This window comes from Pseudomonas sp. ARP3 (genome assembly GCF_001029595.1).
GTDB lineage: Bacteria > Pseudomonadota > Gammaproteobacteria > Pseudomonadales > Pseudomonadaceae > Aquipseudomonas > Aquipseudomonas rhodesiae.
Map to the genome: position 1 here is coordinate 37243 of NZ_LEKF01000014.1, position 16159 is coordinate 53401.

The 16159-nt window shown below is 57.8% G+C and carries 12 protein-coding genes; 7 read left to right on the forward strand and 5 right to left on the reverse strand.

Annotated elements, in window-relative coordinates; all coding sequences use genetic code 11:
- Nucleotides 1-250: 250 nt before the first annotated feature.
- From dnaA to gyrB, 4 genes are read left to right on the forward strand one after another with little or no spacing between them, the layout of a single operon-like run.
- Nucleotides 251-1768 (forward strand): chromosomal replication initiator protein DnaA, encoded by a 1518-nt coding sequence (dnaA, locus tag ABX75_RS16825; protein ID WP_034101621.1) that lies wholly within the window; start codon nt 251-253, stop codon nt 1766-1768.
- Nucleotides 1769-1806: 38 nt separating this feature from the next.
- Complete coding sequence (dnaN, locus tag ABX75_RS16830; protein WP_034101622.1) at nt 1807-2910, forward strand: DNA polymerase III subunit beta; 1104 nt, start codon at nt 1807-1809, stop codon at nt 2908-2910.
- A gap of 20 nt (nt 2911-2930) precedes the next feature.
- Nucleotides 2931-4034: a DNA replication/repair protein RecF gene (gene recF, locus ABX75_RS16835; protein WP_034101623.1), complete on the forward strand. Its 1104-nt coding sequence runs from the start codon at nt 2931-2933 to the stop codon at nt 4032-4034.
- A gap of 4 nt (nt 4035-4038) precedes the next feature.
- Nucleotides 4039-6456 carry a DNA topoisomerase (ATP-hydrolyzing) subunit B gene (gyrB, locus tag ABX75_RS16840; protein ID WP_034101625.1) on the forward strand — a complete coding sequence of 806 codons (2418 nt, stop codon included), beginning with the start codon at nt 4039-4041 and terminating at the stop codon, nt 6454-6456.
- A 105-nt stretch (nt 6457-6561) separates the two neighbouring features.
- Here gyrB and ABX75_RS16845 read toward each other — a convergent pair whose 3' ends face one another.
- A complete protein-coding gene (locus ABX75_RS16845; RefSeq protein ID WP_034111079.1) occupies nt 6562-7284 on the reverse strand; it encodes a response regulator transcription factor in 723 nt (240 codons plus the stop codon).
- A gap of 396 nt (nt 7285-7680) precedes the next feature.
- On the opposite strand from ABX75_RS16845, the gene ABX75_RS16850 reads away from it, so the two are divergent.
- On the forward strand, nt 7681-9960 hold the full coding sequence (locus tag ABX75_RS16850) for a CHASE2 domain-containing protein (protein WP_047882302.1): 2280 nt from the start codon (nt 7681-7683) through the stop codon (nt 9958-9960).
- 181 nt (nt 9961-10141) lie between these two features.
- Here ABX75_RS16850 and ABX75_RS16855 read toward each other — a convergent pair whose 3' ends face one another.
- The 4 genes from ABX75_RS16855 to glyQ form a co-directional block, all read right to left on the reverse strand.
- A complete protein-coding gene (locus tag ABX75_RS16855) occupies nt 10142-10912 on the reverse strand; it encodes a 1-acyl-sn-glycerol-3-phosphate acyltransferase (protein ID WP_034101628.1) in 771 nt (256 codons plus the stop codon).
- A gap of 83 nt (nt 10913-10995) precedes the next feature.
- Complete coding sequence (gene gmhB, locus ABX75_RS16860; RefSeq protein WP_167389864.1) at nt 10996-11532, reverse strand: D-glycero-beta-D-manno-heptose 1,7-bisphosphate 7-phosphatase; 537 nt, start codon at nt 11530-11532, stop codon at nt 10996-10998.
- A gap of 2 nt (nt 11533-11534) precedes the next feature.
- Nucleotides 11535-13589, reverse strand: coding sequence for a glycine--tRNA ligase subunit beta (glyS, locus tag ABX75_RS16865; protein ID WP_034101629.1), 2055 nt, complete (start codon nt 13587-13589; stop codon nt 11535-11537).
- Complete coding sequence (glyQ, locus tag ABX75_RS16870; RefSeq protein WP_003187265.1) at nt 13586-14539, reverse strand: glycine--tRNA ligase subunit alpha; 954 nt, start codon at nt 14537-14539, stop codon at nt 13586-13588. Before glyQ ends, glyS begins: the two co-directional genes overlap by 4 nt.
- 81 nt (nt 14540-14620) lie before the next feature.
- Here glyQ and ABX75_RS16875 point away from each other — a divergent pair, with 81 nt between their 5' ends.
- Together ABX75_RS16875 and ABX75_RS16880 are read left to right on the forward strand one after the other, a co-directional pair.
- Nucleotides 14621-15178 carry a DNA-3-methyladenine glycosylase I gene (locus ABX75_RS16875; RefSeq protein ID WP_034101630.1) on the forward strand — a complete coding sequence of 186 codons (558 nt, stop codon included), beginning with the start codon at nt 14621-14623 and terminating at the stop codon, nt 15176-15178.
- Nucleotides 15179-15218: 40 nt separating this feature from the next.
- A complete protein-coding gene (locus ABX75_RS16880) occupies nt 15219-16106 on the forward strand; it encodes a lysophospholipid acyltransferase (RefSeq protein ID WP_034101631.1) in 888 nt (295 codons plus the stop codon).
- The last annotated feature ends 53 nt before the right edge of the window (nt 16107-16159 follow it).

Below are 16159 nucleotides of genomic sequence, written 5' to 3' on the forward strand. Positions count from 1 at the left end.
TCGGATAAGCTGTGGGTGGAATGGCATGTTATCCACAGGTCAGTTACCCACAGACTTTCGGACCTACTTGTGCAACGAGCTCAGGTACGCTTATCCACAGAGCTTATGCACAGACCATCGGTCGGCTTTTTCAAGGTTAAGGCATTGATTTTGGCTGGGGTGTCAGCAAGCTACATGTGGATAAGTGGACAGCTGATCGCTACAATGGCGGCTGTTTTTGCCTCACCGGCTTTCAACTTAGGGGATATCCGTGTCAGTGGAACTTTGGCAGCAGTGCGTGGAGCTTTTGCGCGATGAGCTGCCTGCCCAGCAATTCAACACCTGGATCCGTCCGCTACAGGTCGAAGCCGAAGGCGACGAGTTGCGTGTCTACGCGCCCAATCGGTTTGTGCTCGACTGGGTCAACGAGAAGTACCTGAGCCGTGTTCTCGAATTGCTCGACGAACATGGCAATGGTCTCGCCCCAGTGCTCTCCTTATTAATAGGCAGCAAACGTAGCTCCGCGCCTCGCGCTGCACCTAATGCACCGCTGGCGGCTGCGGCGTCTCAAGCTCAGGCGGCGACCGCACCGGCTGCCCCGGCGCCTTCCGCTGCGCCGACGCCCTCCAAATCTTCAACGCAAAAAAATGCGCCGGAGCATGAAGAGCCGTCCCGCGATAGCTTCGACCCGATGGCAGGAGCCAGTTCCCAACAGGCCCCTGTTCGTGCCGAGCAGCGCACTGTGCAGGTCGAAGGTGCGCTCAAGCACACCAGTTACCTGAACCGCACATTCACCTTTGAAAACTTCGTCGAAGGTAAATCCAACCAGCTTGCGCGCGCCGCTGCCTGGCAGGTCGCCGACAACCCCAAGCATGGTTACAACCCGCTCTTCCTTTATGGTGGCGTCGGTTTGGGTAAGACCCACTTGATGCACGCTGTGGGTAACCATCTATTAAAGAAGAATCCGAATGCCAAGGTCGTATACCTGCACTCGGAGCGCTTCGTGGCTGATATGGTCAAGGCCTTGCAGCTCAACGCTATCAACGAATTCAAGCGTTTTTACCGCTCTGTTGATGCCTTGCTGATCGATGACATTCAATTCTTCGCCCGCAAGGAACGTTCCCAGGAAGAGTTTTTCCACACGTTCAACGCTCTGCTCGAAGGCGGCCAGCAGGTTATTCTGACCAGCGACCGTTATCCGAAGGAAATCGAAGGTCTGGAAGAACGCTTGAAGTCCCGCTTCGGCTGGGGCTTGACGGTTGCTGTAGAGCCGCCCGAGCTTGAAACCCGCGTCGCGATCCTGATGAAAAAGGCCGACCAGGCCAAGGTCGAGCTTCCCCACGATGCGGCGTTCTTTATCGCCCAACGCATCCGCTCCAACGTGCGGGAGCTGGAAGGTGCACTCAAACGGGTAATTGCCCACTCGCATTTTATGGGCCGCGATATCACGATTGAGCTGATTCGCGAATCTCTGAAAGACCTGCTGGCTCTGCAAGACAAGCTGGTGAGTGTGGATAACATCCAGCGCACTGTGGCCGAGTACTACAAGATCAAGATTTCCGACCTGCTGTCCAAGCGTCGTTCGCGCTCGGTAGCGCGTCCGCGTCAGGTGGCCATGGCCCTTTCCAAGGAATTGACCAACCATAGCCTGCCGGAAATCGGTGATGTATTTGGTGGTCGCGACCACACCACGGTCTTGCACGCGTGCCGCAAGATCAACGAACTTAAGGAATCCGACGCGGATATTCGCGAGGACTACAAGAACCTGCTGCGTACACTGACTACGTGATGACACCAGCGCAGCTTATTAAGGCAAGGGACTAGACCATGCATTTCACCATTCAACGCGAAGCCCTGTTGAAACCCCTGCAACTGGTCGCAGGCGTCGTCGAGCGCCGTCAGACCTTGCCGGTACTCTCTAACGTATTGCTGGTGGTCGAAGGCCAGCAATTGTCCTTGACCGGTACCGACCTGGAAGTCGAGTTGGTGGGCCGTGTGCAGTTGGAAGAGCCTGCTGAACCGGGCGAGATCACCGTACCGGCGCGCAAGTTGATGGATATCTGCAAAAGCCTGCCGAACGATGCGCTGATCGACATCAAGGTTGATGAACAGAAGCTGGTGGTAAAAGCTGGCCGTAGCCGTTTCACCCTGTCCACGCTGCCGGCCAATGATTTCCCGACCGTCGAAGAAGGTCCCGGCTCGCTGACGTGCAGCCTGGAACAGAGCAGACTGCGCCGTTTGATCGAACGCACCAGCTTCGCCATGGCCCAGCAGGATGTGCGGTATTACCTAAATGGCATGTTGCTGGAGGTATCCGAAGGCGTCATCCGCGCGGTCGCTACCGACGGTCACCGCTTGGCGATGTGCTCGATGCGCGCCGATATCGGTCAGCCCGATCGTCATCAAGTCATCGTGCCACGCAAAGGTATTCTTGAGCTGGCACGCCTGCTCACTGAGCCGGACGGCAATGTGAGCATCGTTTTGGGCCAGCATCACATCCGCGCCACTACGGGCGAATTCACGTTCACCTCCAAGTTGGTTGATGGCAAGTTCCCGGATTACGAGCGTGTATTGCCTAAAGGTGGCGACAAGCTGGTCATCGGCGATCGCCAGGCGCTGCGCGAAGCGTTCAGTCGTACTGCCATTCTGTCCAACGAAAAGTACCGTGGTATCCGTCTGCAATTGGCCAATGGTCAGCTGAAGATCCAGGCTAACAACCCAGAACAGGAAGAAGCGGAAGAAGAAGTGGGCGTCGACTACAACGGCGGCTCGCTGGAAATCGGCTTCAACGTGAGCTACCTCTTGGACGTGCTGGGTGTGATGACCACCGAACAGGTTCGCCTGATTCTGTCGGACTCCAACAGCAGCGCGCTGGTGCAGGAATCCGATAACGACGACTCGGCTTACGTTGTCATGCCGATGCGCCTGTAACCATGCTCAGCAGAAGCTAGATGTCCCTCAGTCGCGTCTCGGTCACCGCGGTGCGCAATCTGCACCCGGTGACCTTCTCCCCCTCCCCCCGCATCAATATCCTCCACGGCGCCAATGGCAGTGGCAAAACCAGTGTGCTGGAAGCCATTCATTTGTTGGGGCTCGCGCGTTCTTTTCGCAGTGCTCGTCTTTTACCGGTTATTCAATACGAACAGTTGGCTTGCACCGTGTTTGGCCAGGTCGAACTGGCTGAGGGTGGGCACAGCAGTTTGGGAATATCCCGTGATCGCGGGGGAGAGTTTCAGATCCGTATAGATGGGCAAAATGCTCGTAGCGCGGCTCAGTTGGCCGAAATTCTGCCGCTGCAGCTGATCAATCCGGATAGCTTCCGGCTACTGGAAGGTGCGCCAAAAATACGCAGGCAATTCCTCGATTGGGGAGTGTTCCACGTGGAACCGCGATTTATGGCCACATGGCAGCGCCTGCAGAAGGCCCTGCGGCAGCGGAACTCGTGGCTGCGGCATGGTACACTTGACGCCGCTTCGCAAGCGGCCTGGGACCGTGAACTGTGCCTGGCCAGCGACGAAATAGATGAATACCGCCGTGCCTACATCAAAGCCTTGAAACCAGTCTTTGAACAGACCTTGAGAGAGTTACTGGATCTCGAAGGGCTGACGCTGAGCTACTACCGTGGTTGGGACAAAGAGCGTGAACTCAGTGCAGTTCTCGCCACGTCCTTGCAGCGGGATCAGCAGATTGGTCACACCCAGGCCGGCCCTCAACGGGCTGATTTGCGTCTTAGATTAGGCGCTCATAATGCCGCGGACATCTTGTCCCGCGGTCAGCAAAAGTTGGTGGTGTGCGCTTTGCGTATCGCCCAGGGCCACTTGGTGAGCCAGGCCCGGCGCGGTCAGTGTATTTATCTGGTGGATGACCTGCCGTCCGAACTTGACGAGCAACATCGCCGCTCGTTATGCCGCTTGTTGGAAGACTTACGCTGCCAAGTGTTTATCACTTGTGTAGACCACGAATTATTGAGGGAAGGCTGGCAGACGGAAACGCCAGTCGCTTTGTTCCACGTGGAACAAGGCCGTATCACCCAGACCCACGACCATCGGGAGTGAAGGCATGAGCGAAGAAAACACGTACGACTCGACCAGCATTAAAGTGCTGAAAGGTTTGGATGCCGTACGCAAACGTCCCGGTATGTACATTGGCGACACTGATGACGGTAGCGGTCTGCACCACATGGTGTTCGAGGTGGTCGACAACTCCATCGACGAAGCTCTGGCCGGTCACTGCGACGACATCAGCATCATCATCCATCCGGATGAGTCCATCACCGTGCGCGATAACGGTCGTGGCATCCCGGTGGATGTGCATAAAGAAGAAGGCGTATCTGCGGCAGAGGTCATCATGACCGTGCTCCACGCCGGCGGCAAATTCGACGACAACTCCTATAAAGTATCCGGCGGATTGCACGGCGTAGGTGTTTCGGTAGTGAACGCTTTGTCTGAAGAGCTGATCCTGACCGTACGTCGTAGTGGCAAGATCTGGGAGCAGACCTATGTGCACGGTGTGCCTCAAGCGCCTATGGCCATTGTGGGAGACAGCGAAACCACGGGCACCCAGATTCACTTCAAGGCTTCCAGCGAGACCTTCAAGAATATTCATTTCAGCTGGGACATTCTGGCCAAACGCATCCGTGAACTGTCTTTCCTTAACTCCGGTGTAGGTATCGTCCTCAAAGACGAGCGCAGCGGTAAGGAAGAACTGTTCAAGTACGAAGGCGGTTTGCGTGCGTTCGTTGAGTACCTGAACACCAACAAGACGCCGGTCAACCAGGTGTTCCACTTCAACATCCAGCGTGAAGACGGCATCGGCGTGGAAATCGCCCTGCAATGGAACGACAGCTTCAACGAGAACCTGTTGTGCTTCACCAACAACATTCCGCAGCGCGACGGGGGTACTCACCTTGTGGGTTTCCGTTCGGCGCTGACGCGTAACCTTAATACCTACATCGAAGCCGAAGGCTTGGCCAAGAAGCATAAAGTCGCCACTACGGGTGACGATGCACGCGAAGGTCTGACGGCGATCATCTCGGTGAAAGTGCCGGACCCTAAGTTCAGCTCCCAGACCAAAGACAAGCTGGTGTCTTCTGAAGTGAAGACCGCTGTGGAACAGGAGATGGGTAAATACTTCTCCGACTTCCTGCTGGAGAACCCGAACGAAGCCAAGCTGGTTGTCGGCAAGATGATCGATGCCGCTCGCGCGCGTGAAGCGGCGCGTAAGGCTCGTGAGATGACCCGTCGTAAAGGCGCGCTGGATATCGCCGGTCTGCCGGGCAAATTGGCGGACTGCCAAGAGAAAGACCCTGCCCTCTCCGAACTGTACCTGGTGGAAGGTGACTCTGCTGGCGGTTCCGCCAAGCAGGGTCGTAACCGCCGTACCCAAGCCATCCTGCCGTTGAAAGGTAAGATCCTCAACGTTGAGAAGGCGCGCTTCGACAAGATGATTTCCTCTCAGGAAGTCGGCACCTTGATCACGGCGTTGGGCTGCGGTATTGGCCGCGAAGAGTACAACATCGACAAATTGCGTTATCACAACATCATCATCATGACCGATGCTGACGTCGACGGTTCGCACATTCGTACCCTGCTGCTGACGTTCTTCTTCCGTCAATTGCCAGAGCTGATCGAGCGTGGCTACATCTACATCGCTCAGCCACCGTTGTACAAAGTGAAAAAAGGCAAGCAAGAGCAATACATCAAAGACGACGACGCCATGGAAGAGTACATGACGCAGTCGGCCCTGGAAGATGCCAGCCTGCACTTGAATGACGAAGCGCCAGGCATTTCCGGTGAAGCGTTGGAGCGCCTGGTTAACGACTTCCGAATGGTGATGAAGACCCTCAAGCGCCTGTCGCGCCTGTACCCGCAGGAGTTGACCGAGCACTTCATCTACTTGCCGGCCGTTAGCCTGGAACAGTTGAGCGACCACGCAGCAATGCAAGATTGGCTGGCTCAGTATGAAGTGCGTCTGCGCACCGTTGAGAAATCCGGCCTGGTCTACAAGGCCAGCCTGCGTGAAGACCGTGAGCGTAATGTCTGGCTGCCAGAGGTCGAGCTGATCTCCCACGGCCTGTCGAACTACGTTACTTTCAACCGCGACTTCTTCGGCAGCAATGATTACAAGACCGTGGTGACCCTGGGCGCACAACTAAGCACCCTGCTCGACGACGGTGCTTACATCCAGCGTGGCGAGCGTAAGAAACAGGTTAAGGAATTCAAAGAAGCCCTTGACTGGCTGATGGCCGAAAGCACCAAGCGCCACACCATTCAGCGATACAAAGGTCTGGGCGAAATGAACCCCGATCAATTGTGGGAAACCACCATGGATCCAAGCCAGCGTCGTATGCTGCGCGTGACCATCGAAGACGCGATTGGCGCGGATCAGATCTTCAACACCCTCATGGGTGATGCGGTCGAACCTCGTCGTGACTTCATCGAAAGCAACGCCTTGGCAGTTTCTAACTTGGATTTCTAAGTTCGATTAACGCGCCAAAAACAAGAAAGGCCAACGCTCTGCGTTGGCCTTTTTTATTGTTGGATGACCAGTTTTGCAAATGCTCCACGTGGAACATCGGCCTACTTAACCCGCCGAGCTGGTAGGAACACTTTCCAAGCGATAGCCATATCCATAAATGGTTAACAGCTGCCATCCCCTATCGGCAGTCAGTCCCAGCTTATTACGCAGTCGATAGATATGCGTATCTAGCGGCCGAGACGAGACCATTTCTTCGTGCGTCCAGAATCGCTCATAAAGGTATTCGCGAGACAGCGGACGCGCCAGATTGGCGAACAGGCAGCTGGCCAATCGGTACTCGCGCTCGGTGAGGTTGATCGGTTTTCCTGCGCGGGTGACTGTCAGTTCAGCATCGTCAAAAGTCAGGTCGTTGAAACTTTGCAGTTCATGGGTCGTGGATTTTTGCAGGCCATGCCGTCGAAGAACCGCGCTGACACGCGCCTTCAATTCATTCGGGCGAAACGGTTTGCTGACATAGTCATCGGCACCGCTGTTCAACGCCGTGACAATATCGCTTTCAGCGTCACGGCTGGTCAGCATAATGACCGCAGGGGGCGCATCCATGTGTTCGCGTGTCCAGCGCAGCAGTGCGATACCGGTGATGTCTGGCAACTGCCAGTCGAGTATCAGTAGATCAAAGGTTTCTCGACGTAACTGGCGTAGCAGGTCTTCACCCCGCTCGAAACAATGCAGGGTCCAAGGCTGTTCAGTGGTACCAGGGATCTGTCGCAGTGTCTGTTCCACCCGGCGCAATTCCGCGGGTTCGTCATCCAGTATTGCGACACGCATGGGTGGGTCCTTTCATTGAAGAGTACGGCAGCCGTCAGCCTGATCAAGGCACGTACTGCGCAGATGCCGGCCGTTGAATCTGAAGAATTGTGCTCAGAAACGGCGCTCCCTGGATCTCTCGGTAGGCTGAAGTCCATGAGCGGTTAACATGGAAATCCTCGCTACTCAGGTAGGGAAGATACCGACTCCCGATAGTAAGGAAAAGGATCAGCCGACGCATGAGCTGTCGTAGACTCCTGTCCGAGTTACCGCCAAATAATCCCATCGTGCTCAATTCGCCACGGGCAATGCCTTCATGAACTTCAAGCAGGAAACATCCTCCAGCGGGTCGAAAATGAGCTTCACTGGGGTCAAGGCGTGTGTGCCTATCCAGCCACTGCTTAGATACGGTGACCTATGATGCTTTGGGGCAAGGCTGAAAAACGCCAACCGACCCACGCCCAGCGGTTGTTTCATGGCCTGGTGCGCGAATGGGTGTGGATTGGCTTGCTGCTGCTGCCTATGACGGCCTACCTGTCGGTGAGTTCGGGGTTGGCGCTGAATAACTCCTTCTATGACACTTTTCGCCGCCTCACTCCTCTACCGGTGGATCCGCGCGTATTGCTGGTGACCATCGACGAACCGAGCCTCAAGAAACTGGGGCCGTGGCCATGGTCACGCAGCGTGCACGCCGATTTGATTGACCGCCTCAACGCTGCACAACCGGAAGGAGTTCTGTTGGATGTCATCTTCAGCGAACCTGAAGAACCTGCGAGCGACAAGCGCCTGTCTGACGCCTTATGTAACGCCGGCAATGTAGTGCTGCCGTTGGTTCGCGAAGGCTCTTCTCGCTACAGCCAGGCCGACGCGCAAATGTTGCCCCTGCTTAAATGTGCCAAAGGGCTGGGCCATATCAACGTAGAAGCCGACCCTGATGGCGTGGTGCGCAGTCTGTACCTACGTGAGGGACCTGCCGGTGCCACCGTCCCGCAGTTGGCCTGGTTGGCTTATGAAATGGGCAGGGAGCCGAACCCGATGCCGGGCACCCCGCAGGCGTCGATATCGCAACGTTGGCAGCGCGAGTATGGGGTTCGTGTCCCCGTTATTGCGTCTGATACCCGGTTTCCCAGCGTCTCTTATGTCAGCGTATTGCATGGTGAGGTACCACCTGAAATGCTGCATGGCCGCCTGATTTTGGTGGGGGCGATGGACTCAGGCCTGGGCGATTATTTTTTCAGCCCGCTCTCCTCCGCTGTCGGCGCCACGGCCGGGTTGGACATCCAGGCCAACGTTCTCAATGCCTTGCTCCAGGGACGCAGCATCGTGGATCTGCCAGGATGGCTGGCGGCGCTGCTAGCGACGAGTCTTGTGGCGGTGCTGCTGGGCCTGCTGCTTCATCGTCCCCGCTATGCCCTGTGGATGACCGTGGGCTGCATGCTCACGGCGTTGCTTATCGCTTTGGGGTTACTGCGGTTGGGTCACTGGTGGTCCCCCGCCGCGTGTTTGATCGGTTTGCTGCTCAGCTACCTGATCTGGAATTGGCGTCGCCTGAGTGTGATCCTGGCCTATTTCGGTTGGGAACTGGCGCGTCTGGATAACGAGCCCAAGGTGCTTCCCGAACGTCGCCGCGCACCCGCCAGCCGTGGTGATGTGTTGCAAGCACGCATTTTTGCCTTGGAACAGGCCGTCAGCCGCACGCGGGACACCCGCCGTTTTATGGCTGATGGGTTGGAATGCCTGCCGGTGGCCACGCTGATTACCGACCCCCGAGGCAATATTCTGTTGGCTAACCGCATTGCCCGTGAGGTGTTCGGTAATGACCTTGTCGCCGAAAACCTGCTGGAGCAACTTGCCGATCTGGGCTATCCACCGCTGCACAATGGCGTGCGCCCCGCCCTGTCGGCGTTGGAATTGGTGGAGTTTCGCGATATCCATCAACGCAGCCTGCGCATGGAGCTTGCCCCTTTGCTCCCGGCTGAAGGGGACATCGCCCTCGGCTGGCTGCTGAGCCTCACCGACCTGAGCAAAGAGCGCGAGGCCCAGCAGCATCGAGAAACCATGCTGCGGTTCCTGTCCCATGACCTGCGCGCGCCCCACTCGGCCATCCTCGCGTTACTGGATGTGCACAGCGGTGAGTCGCCGGTGTTTGCCCAGGTCGAACAACAAGTTCGACGTGCGCTGAGCCTCACGGAGTCATTTGTGCAGTTGGCGAAAGCTGAGGCCGACGGCTATCAATTCCAGCCGACTTTATTCGCCATGTTGGTGATGGATGCCTTCGACCAAGTGGCAGTGATCGCCCAGCTCAAAGGCATACACCTGGTTCATGACCTGGATGAGACTGACGAAGGCATGGTGTCAGCCGACCAATCGCTGCTGACGCGTGCGTTGTTTAACGTGCTGGAGAATGCCGTCAAATACTCACCTTCCGGCACTACCGTCAGGTTGAGTCACGCCAGTGAGCAGGGCTGGTTGGAATGCCGGATCAGCGACCAGGGCCCAGGTATAGCACCAGAGGATTTGCCGGAGCTGTTCAGCCAGTACCGGCGCTTTGATTCTGCACAGGGCAGCGAAGGGCTGGGGTTGGGGCTGACGATGGTTAAAGCGGTGGTTGAGCGCCATAGAGGCCGGATCGACTGTGAAAGTACACTGGGCAAAGGCACCGCCTTCAGCCTACGTTTGCCCCTTTTGGATGAATGAGTAACGGCTTTTTCACAGGCACAAAAAAACCGGTCATCAGGACCGGTTTTTTTATAGCTGGAAAAACTTATGCACGGTTTTGGTGATTTTATTCTTTTTTTGAATATTCAATAAAATCAGCTAGTTATGTTTAAAAAAGAGCCATTTTCCAACAATCCGTGCACAGGTTATCCACAGAACTTCAAACGACTGGCGTGTCCACCACCACCGGCTCCGGAGGCAGCGAACCCATGGCCCGTTGCTGCGCTTCATTCCAAGCCTGAGCACGGTCGTTCAGCGCTGCAATAGCCCTTGGGCCCTCTCCTTCGGCGTACATCGGTTCGCCAATCACCACGGTGATCGTGCCTTCGCGTTTGGCCCAGCCAGTTTTTGGCCAGAATTTGCCGGCGTTATGGGCAATCGGCAATACCGGCAGATTGGCGTTGACCGCCAAAGCAGTCCCGCCACGGGAGAACTTGCCCACAGTGCCGTAGGGTACCCGTGTACCTTCGGGGAAGATCAGTACCCACACACCATCTTTGAGTAGCTCATCGCCCTTCTTGGCAACGTGCTTGAGCGCGGCTTTGGGGTTGTCTCGATCAATCGCGATCGGCCGCAACATGGCCATGGCCCAACCGAAGAACGGAACATACAGCAGCTCGCGCTTGAGCACCTGGCTCAGGGGCGAAAAGTATGCCGAGAGAAAGAACGTTTCCCAGGTGCTCTGATGGTTCGACAGAATCACGCAAGGCTGCTGCGGGACGTTTTCCGCGCCCTTGACCTCGAAACGGATATTCAGGAATACCTTGGCCAACCACAAAGCGCAGCGGCACCAGTAGACGTTGATAAAGCGATAGCGCGCCTTGAACGGCAGGAACGGCGCAATAAAAAAGCTCAGGGTGCACCAGAGAAACGAACTGGTGCCCAGCAGCAGGTAAAAGAAAAAGGTTCTGATGGCCTGCAAGATCGACATGGCGGCATTTACCGTTGCGGGACACGGCCCGCCTGTTGAACAGCGCACTCCCGAACAATCCTTGGTCAGGAAGTCGAGGGCGGCTAGTTGTTGATAAGTTCTGCGGCAACTGCCGCCAGATCGTCAAAAATCAAAGTGCCTACCGGCAGGTTTTTCGCCTGGGTCTTTTCGCCTTTCCCGGTCTTTACCAAAACTGGCTGAGAGTCGACGGCCTTGGCCGCCTCCAGGTCACCGAGGCTGTCCCCGACGAACCATATCCCAGCCAATGGCACGTTGTAATGTTCTGCAATGGTTTTCAACATGCCCGGCTTGGGTTTGCGGCAATCGCAGCCCTCGTCCGGTCCATGGGGGCAGTACACCACCAACCCCACCTCACCGCCCTGCTCGGCCACCAACGTGCGCAAGCGCGCGTGCATGGCGTCCAGGGTGGCGAGGTCATAGTAGCCACGGGCAATGCCGGACTGGTTGGTGGCGACGGCCACCGTCCAGCCGGCTTTGCTCAACTGCGCAATGGCCTCGATCGAGCCGGGCAGTGGAATCCACTCCTCCACCGACTTGATGTAAGCGTCGGAGTCGTAATTGATCACCCCGTCCCGATCGAGAATCAGCAGTTTCAGCATGGTCAGCTCAGGGTCGAAATGTCGGCGATATTGACGAACAAGCCGCGCAGACGCGCGAGCATGGCGTAGCGGTTTTTCCGTACACCGGCATCTTCGGCATTGATCATCACCGCTTCGAAGAACGCATCCACCGGCTCACGCAAGGTAGCCAGGCGCGCCAGTGCTTCGGCGTAATTGCGTTCTGCAATCAGCGGTTTCACCGCATTCTCGGCCTTGGCGATGGCCGAGTTCAGCGAGAACTCCTTGGCATCGGCAAACAGGCCAGGGTCGACGTCGGCATTGCCCAGGCCTTCGGCCTTGCTCAGCAGGTTCGACACACGCTTGTTCACGGCCGCCAGTGCGTCGGCTTCCGGCAACTTGCGGAACGCCTGCACGGCTTGTACGCGCTGGTCGAAGTCCAGTGCCGAGCCCGGTTGCAGAGCGCGAACCGACAGGTACACCGACACGTCCACGCCCTCGTCTTCGTAACGCGCACGCAGACGGTCGAACACGAATTCCAGCACTTGTTCAGCCAGGCCGGCCTGCTTGACCTTGCCGCCGAACTGGCCGACCGCGAACACCACGGCCTGGGTCAGGTCGAGGTCGAGCTTCTTGTCGATCAGAATGCGCAGCACGCCCAAGGCCGCACGGCGCAGGGCATAGGGGTCTTTGCTACCGGTCGGCAGCATGCCGATACCGAAGATGCCGACCAGTGTGTCCAGCTTATCGGCGATGGCCACGGCCGCGCCGGTCAGGGTGGACGGCAACTCGGCGCCGGCACCGCGCGGCATGTACTGCTCGTTCAGCGCCAAAGCCACGTCGTTCGGCTCGCCGTCGTTGAGGGCGTAGTAGTAACCGGCGACGCCTTGCATCTCGGGGAACTCACCGACCATCTCGGTGGCCAGGTCGCACTTGGACAGCAAGCCCGCACGCGCGGCCCAGGCGGCATCACCGCCAATGCGCGGTGCAATGTAAGCGGCCAGTTTCGAAACCCGGACGGCCTTGTCATAGACACTGCCGAGTTTTTCCTGGAACACCACGTTCTGCAGGCGCAGGTTGAAGTCTTCCAGCTTCTGCTTCTTGTCTTGCTTGAAGAAGAACTCGGCGTCGGTCAGGCGCGGGCGAACGACTTTCTCGTTACCGGCGATGATCTGCTGCGGGTCCTTGCTCTCGATGTTGGCCACGGTGATAAAGCGCGGCAGCAACTTGCCATCCATGTCCAGCAGGCAGAAATACTTCTGGTTGTCCTGCATGGTGGTGATCAGGGCTTCCTGCGGCACGTCGAGGAAGCGCTCTTCGAACGAGCACACCAACGGCACCGGCCATTCAACCAGCGCGGTTACTTCGTCGAGCAGGTTCGGCGGCACGATGGCGGTGCCTTCCTGCAGGCGGGCCAGCTCTTCGGTGCGCTTGCTGATCAGTTCACGACGTTCATTGGCATCGGCCAATACGTAAGCGCCGCGCAGGTCACTGAGGTAATTGGCTGGCGAGGTGATGCGCACGCTTTGCGGATGATGGAAACGGTGACCGCGGGAGTCGCGGCCAGCCTTCTGGGCGAGGATGGTGCAGTCGATGACTTGGTCACCGAGCAGCATCACCAGCCACTGGGTCGGACGCACGAACTCTTCCTTGCGCGCGCCCCAGCGCATGCGCTTGGGAATCGGCAGGTCGTTCAGGGAGTCTTCGACAATGGTCGGCAACAGGCTGGCGGTCGGCTTGCCGGTAATCACCTGGCTAAAGCGCAGTTTCGGACCACTTTGATCGATGTCGCTCAGCTCGACGCCACATTTTTTGGCAAAGCCAAGGGCGGCCTGGGTCGGGTTACCTTCGGCGTCGAACGCGGCCTGGCGCGGCGGGCCGTCGAGGTTGATGCTGCGGTCCGGCTGTTGGGTTTCCAGCGCGGTCAGCAACACCGCCAGGCGGCGCGGCGCGGCGTAGACTTTTTTCGCTTCAAACTTCAAACCTGCGGTCTGCAGGCCTTTTTCGATCCCGGCCAGGAACGCATCGGCCAAGGTATTGAGTGCCTTGGGTGGCAGCTCTTCGGTGCCCAGTTCAACCAGGAAATCTTGAGCACTCATTGTGCAGCCTCCAGCTTAGCCAACACTTCATCACGCAGGTCCGGGGTTGCCATCGGGAAGCCCAGCTTGGCGCGTGCCAGCAGGTAGGCTTGGGCGACGGAACGCGCCAGGGTGCGTACACGCAGGATGTATTGCTGACGCGCGGTCACCGAGATGGCGCGGCGGGCGTCCAGCAGGTTGAAGGTATGGGAAGCCTTCAACACCATTTCATAGCTCGGCAACGGCAGCGGCTGATCCAACTCGATCAGGCGCTTGGCTTCGCTTTCATAGAAATCGAACAGTTCGAACAGCTTGTCGACATTGGCGTGTTCGAAGTTATAGGTCGACTGCTCCACTTCGTTCTGGTGGAACACGTCGCCATAGGTGACTTTGCCGAACGGGCCGTCAGCCCATACCAGGTCGTAGACCGAGTCCACACCTTGCAGGTACATCGCCAGGCGTTCCAGGCCGTAGGTGATTTCGCCGGTCACCGGGTAGCACTCGATGCCGCCGGCCTGCTGGAAGTACGTGAATTGCGTCACTTCCATACCGTTGAGCCAGACTTCCCAGCCCAGACCCCAGGCGCCCAGGGTCGGCGATTCCCAGTTGTCTTCGACGAAACGGATGTCGTGTACCAGAGGGTCCAGGCCCACATGCTTGAGCGAGCCCAGGTACAGTTCCTGGAAATTGTCCGGGTTGGGCTTCAATACCACCTGGAACTGGTAGTAGTGCTGCAGACGGTTCGGGTTTTCGCCGTAGCGGCCGTCAGTCGGGCGGCGACTGGGCTGCACATAAGCGGCGTTCCAGGTTTCCGGGCCGATGGCCCGCAGGAATGTTGCGGTGTGGAAAGTGCCGGCGCCTACTTCCATATCGTAGGGCTGAAGTACCACACAACCTTGCTCGGCCCAGTATTGCTGGAGGGCGAGGATCAAGTCTTGGAAGGTACGCACGGCTGGCGTAGGCTGGCTCACGAAATTCACCTGTTACTTGGGCTGCGATTTAAAGAGCGGGAGTATACCCGATTCGGCCGCGCCACCATCCCCTGGAGCCTTATGCCACGCTGCTTTTGGTGTTCTGAAGATCCGCTGTACATGGCTTATCACGATCAAGAGTGGGGAACGCCGCTGCGCGATGCGCAGGGTTTGTTCGAGTTGTTATTGCTCGAAGGGTTCCAGGCGGGCCTGTCCTGGATCACCGTTTTACGCAAACGCGAGCATTATCGAAAGGTGTTGTTCGGCTTCGACGCCCAGCGCCTGGCGCGCTTGAGCGATGATGAAATCGAAGCGTTGATGCAGGACCCAGGCATCGTGCGCAATCGCTTGAAGCTCAACGCCACGCGCCGCAATGCGGCCGCCTGGCTGACGCTGGAAGACCCGGTGGGCTTGCTATGGTCTTTCGTCGGTGGCGTGCCCAAGATCAATCACTTCAAGGATCGCAGTGAAGTTCCGGCGATCACGCCAGAGGCCGAGGCGATGAGCAAAGCCTTGAAAAAAGCCGGTTTCACCTTTGTCGGTCCGACCATTTGCTACGCCTTTATGCAGGCCTCGGGCATGGTCATGGATCACACTCAGGATTGCGACCGTTACGCGCAGTTGGTCAACGCCGGTTAGAATGCGCGCTTTGCGCACCGCACACGATCAGGAGTGACCTGTGGAAAAGTTTAAAGGCGCCTTGCTGGTAGGCGCTCTCCGGTTGTTCGCCCTACTGCCCTGGCGCGCTGTCCAGGCCGTCGGTACCGCGATTGGCTGGGTCATGTGGAAAACCCCCAACCGCTCTCGCGACACGGTGCGGATCAACCTCTCCAAATGCTTTCCGGACATGGACCCCGCCGAGCGCGAGCGGCTGGTAGGCCGCAGCCTGATGGACATCGGCAAGTCCCTGACCGAAAGCGCCTGCGCCTGGATCTGGCCGGCCCAGCGCTCCATCGACCTGGTGCGTGAAGTCGAAGGCCTGGAGGTCCTGCACGAGGCTCTGGCGTCGGGTAAAGGCGTGGTGGGCATCACCAGTCATCTGGGCAACTGGGAGGTGTTGAACCACTTCTATTGCAGCCAGTGCAAACCGATCATTTTCTACCGCCCGCCCAAGCTCAAGGCGGTGGACGAATTGCTGCGCAAGCAGCGGGTGCAACTGGGCAACCGCGTAGCTGCGTCCACCAAGGAAGGCATCCTGAGTGTGATCAAGGAAGTGCGCAAAGGTGGCCAAGTGGGTATTCCCGCCGACCCGGAACCGGCGGAGTCCGCGGGAATCTTCGTACCGTTCTTCGCCACCCAAGCCCTCACCAGCAAATTCGTGCCCAACATGCTCGCCGGCCACAAGGCTGTGGGCGTGTTCCTGCATGCCCTGCGCTTGCCGGACGGTTCGGGCTACAAAGTGATCCTGGAAGCGGCGCCGGAAGACATGTACAGCACCGACACCGCCACGTCCTGCGCGGCGATGAGCAAGGTGGTGGAACGTTACGTCGGCGCCTACCCGAGCCAGTACATGTGGAGCATGAAGCGCTTCAAGAAACGTCCGCCGGGTGAAGCACGGTGGTACTGACCTACTGCTGACCGAAAAACAACGGCAAACCAAATGTGGGAGGGGGCAAGTCG

Bases quoted from the DNA above. Each gene is read 5' to 3' on its own strand.
- ABX75_RS16875 (WP_034101630.1), top strand. From the start codon at position 14,621: ATGCCACGCTGCTTTTGGTGTTCTGAAGATCCGCTGTACATGGCTTAT.
- ABX75_RS16850 (WP_047882302.1), top strand. From the start codon at position 7,681: ATGATGCTTTGGGGCAAGGCTGAAAAACGCCAACCGACCCACGCCCAG.
- gmhB (WP_167389864.1), bottom strand. From the start codon at position 11,532: ATGCTGAAACTGCTGATTCTCGATCGGGACGGGGTGATCAATTACGAC.
- ABX75_RS16845 (WP_034111079.1), bottom strand. From the start codon at position 7,284: ATGCGTGTCGCAATACTGGATGACGAACCCGCGGAATTGCGCCGGGTG.
- recF (WP_034101623.1), top strand. From the start codon at position 2,931: ATGTCCCTCAGTCGCGTCTCGGTCACCGCGGTGCGCAATCTGCACCCG.
- ABX75_RS16855 (WP_034101628.1), bottom strand. From the start codon at position 10,912: ATGTCGATCTTGCAGGCCATCAGAACCTTTTTCTTTTACCTGCTGCTG.
- glyS (WP_034101629.1), bottom strand. From the start codon at position 13,589: ATGAGTGCTCAAGATTTCCTGGTTGAACTGGGCACCGAAGAGCTGCCA.
- gyrB (WP_034101625.1), top strand. From the start codon at position 4,039: ATGAGCGAAGAAAACACGTACGACTCGACCAGCATTAAAGTGCTGAAA.
- dnaN (WP_034101622.1), top strand. From the start codon at position 1,807: ATGCATTTCACCATTCAACGCGAAGCCCTGTTGAAACCCCTGCAACTG.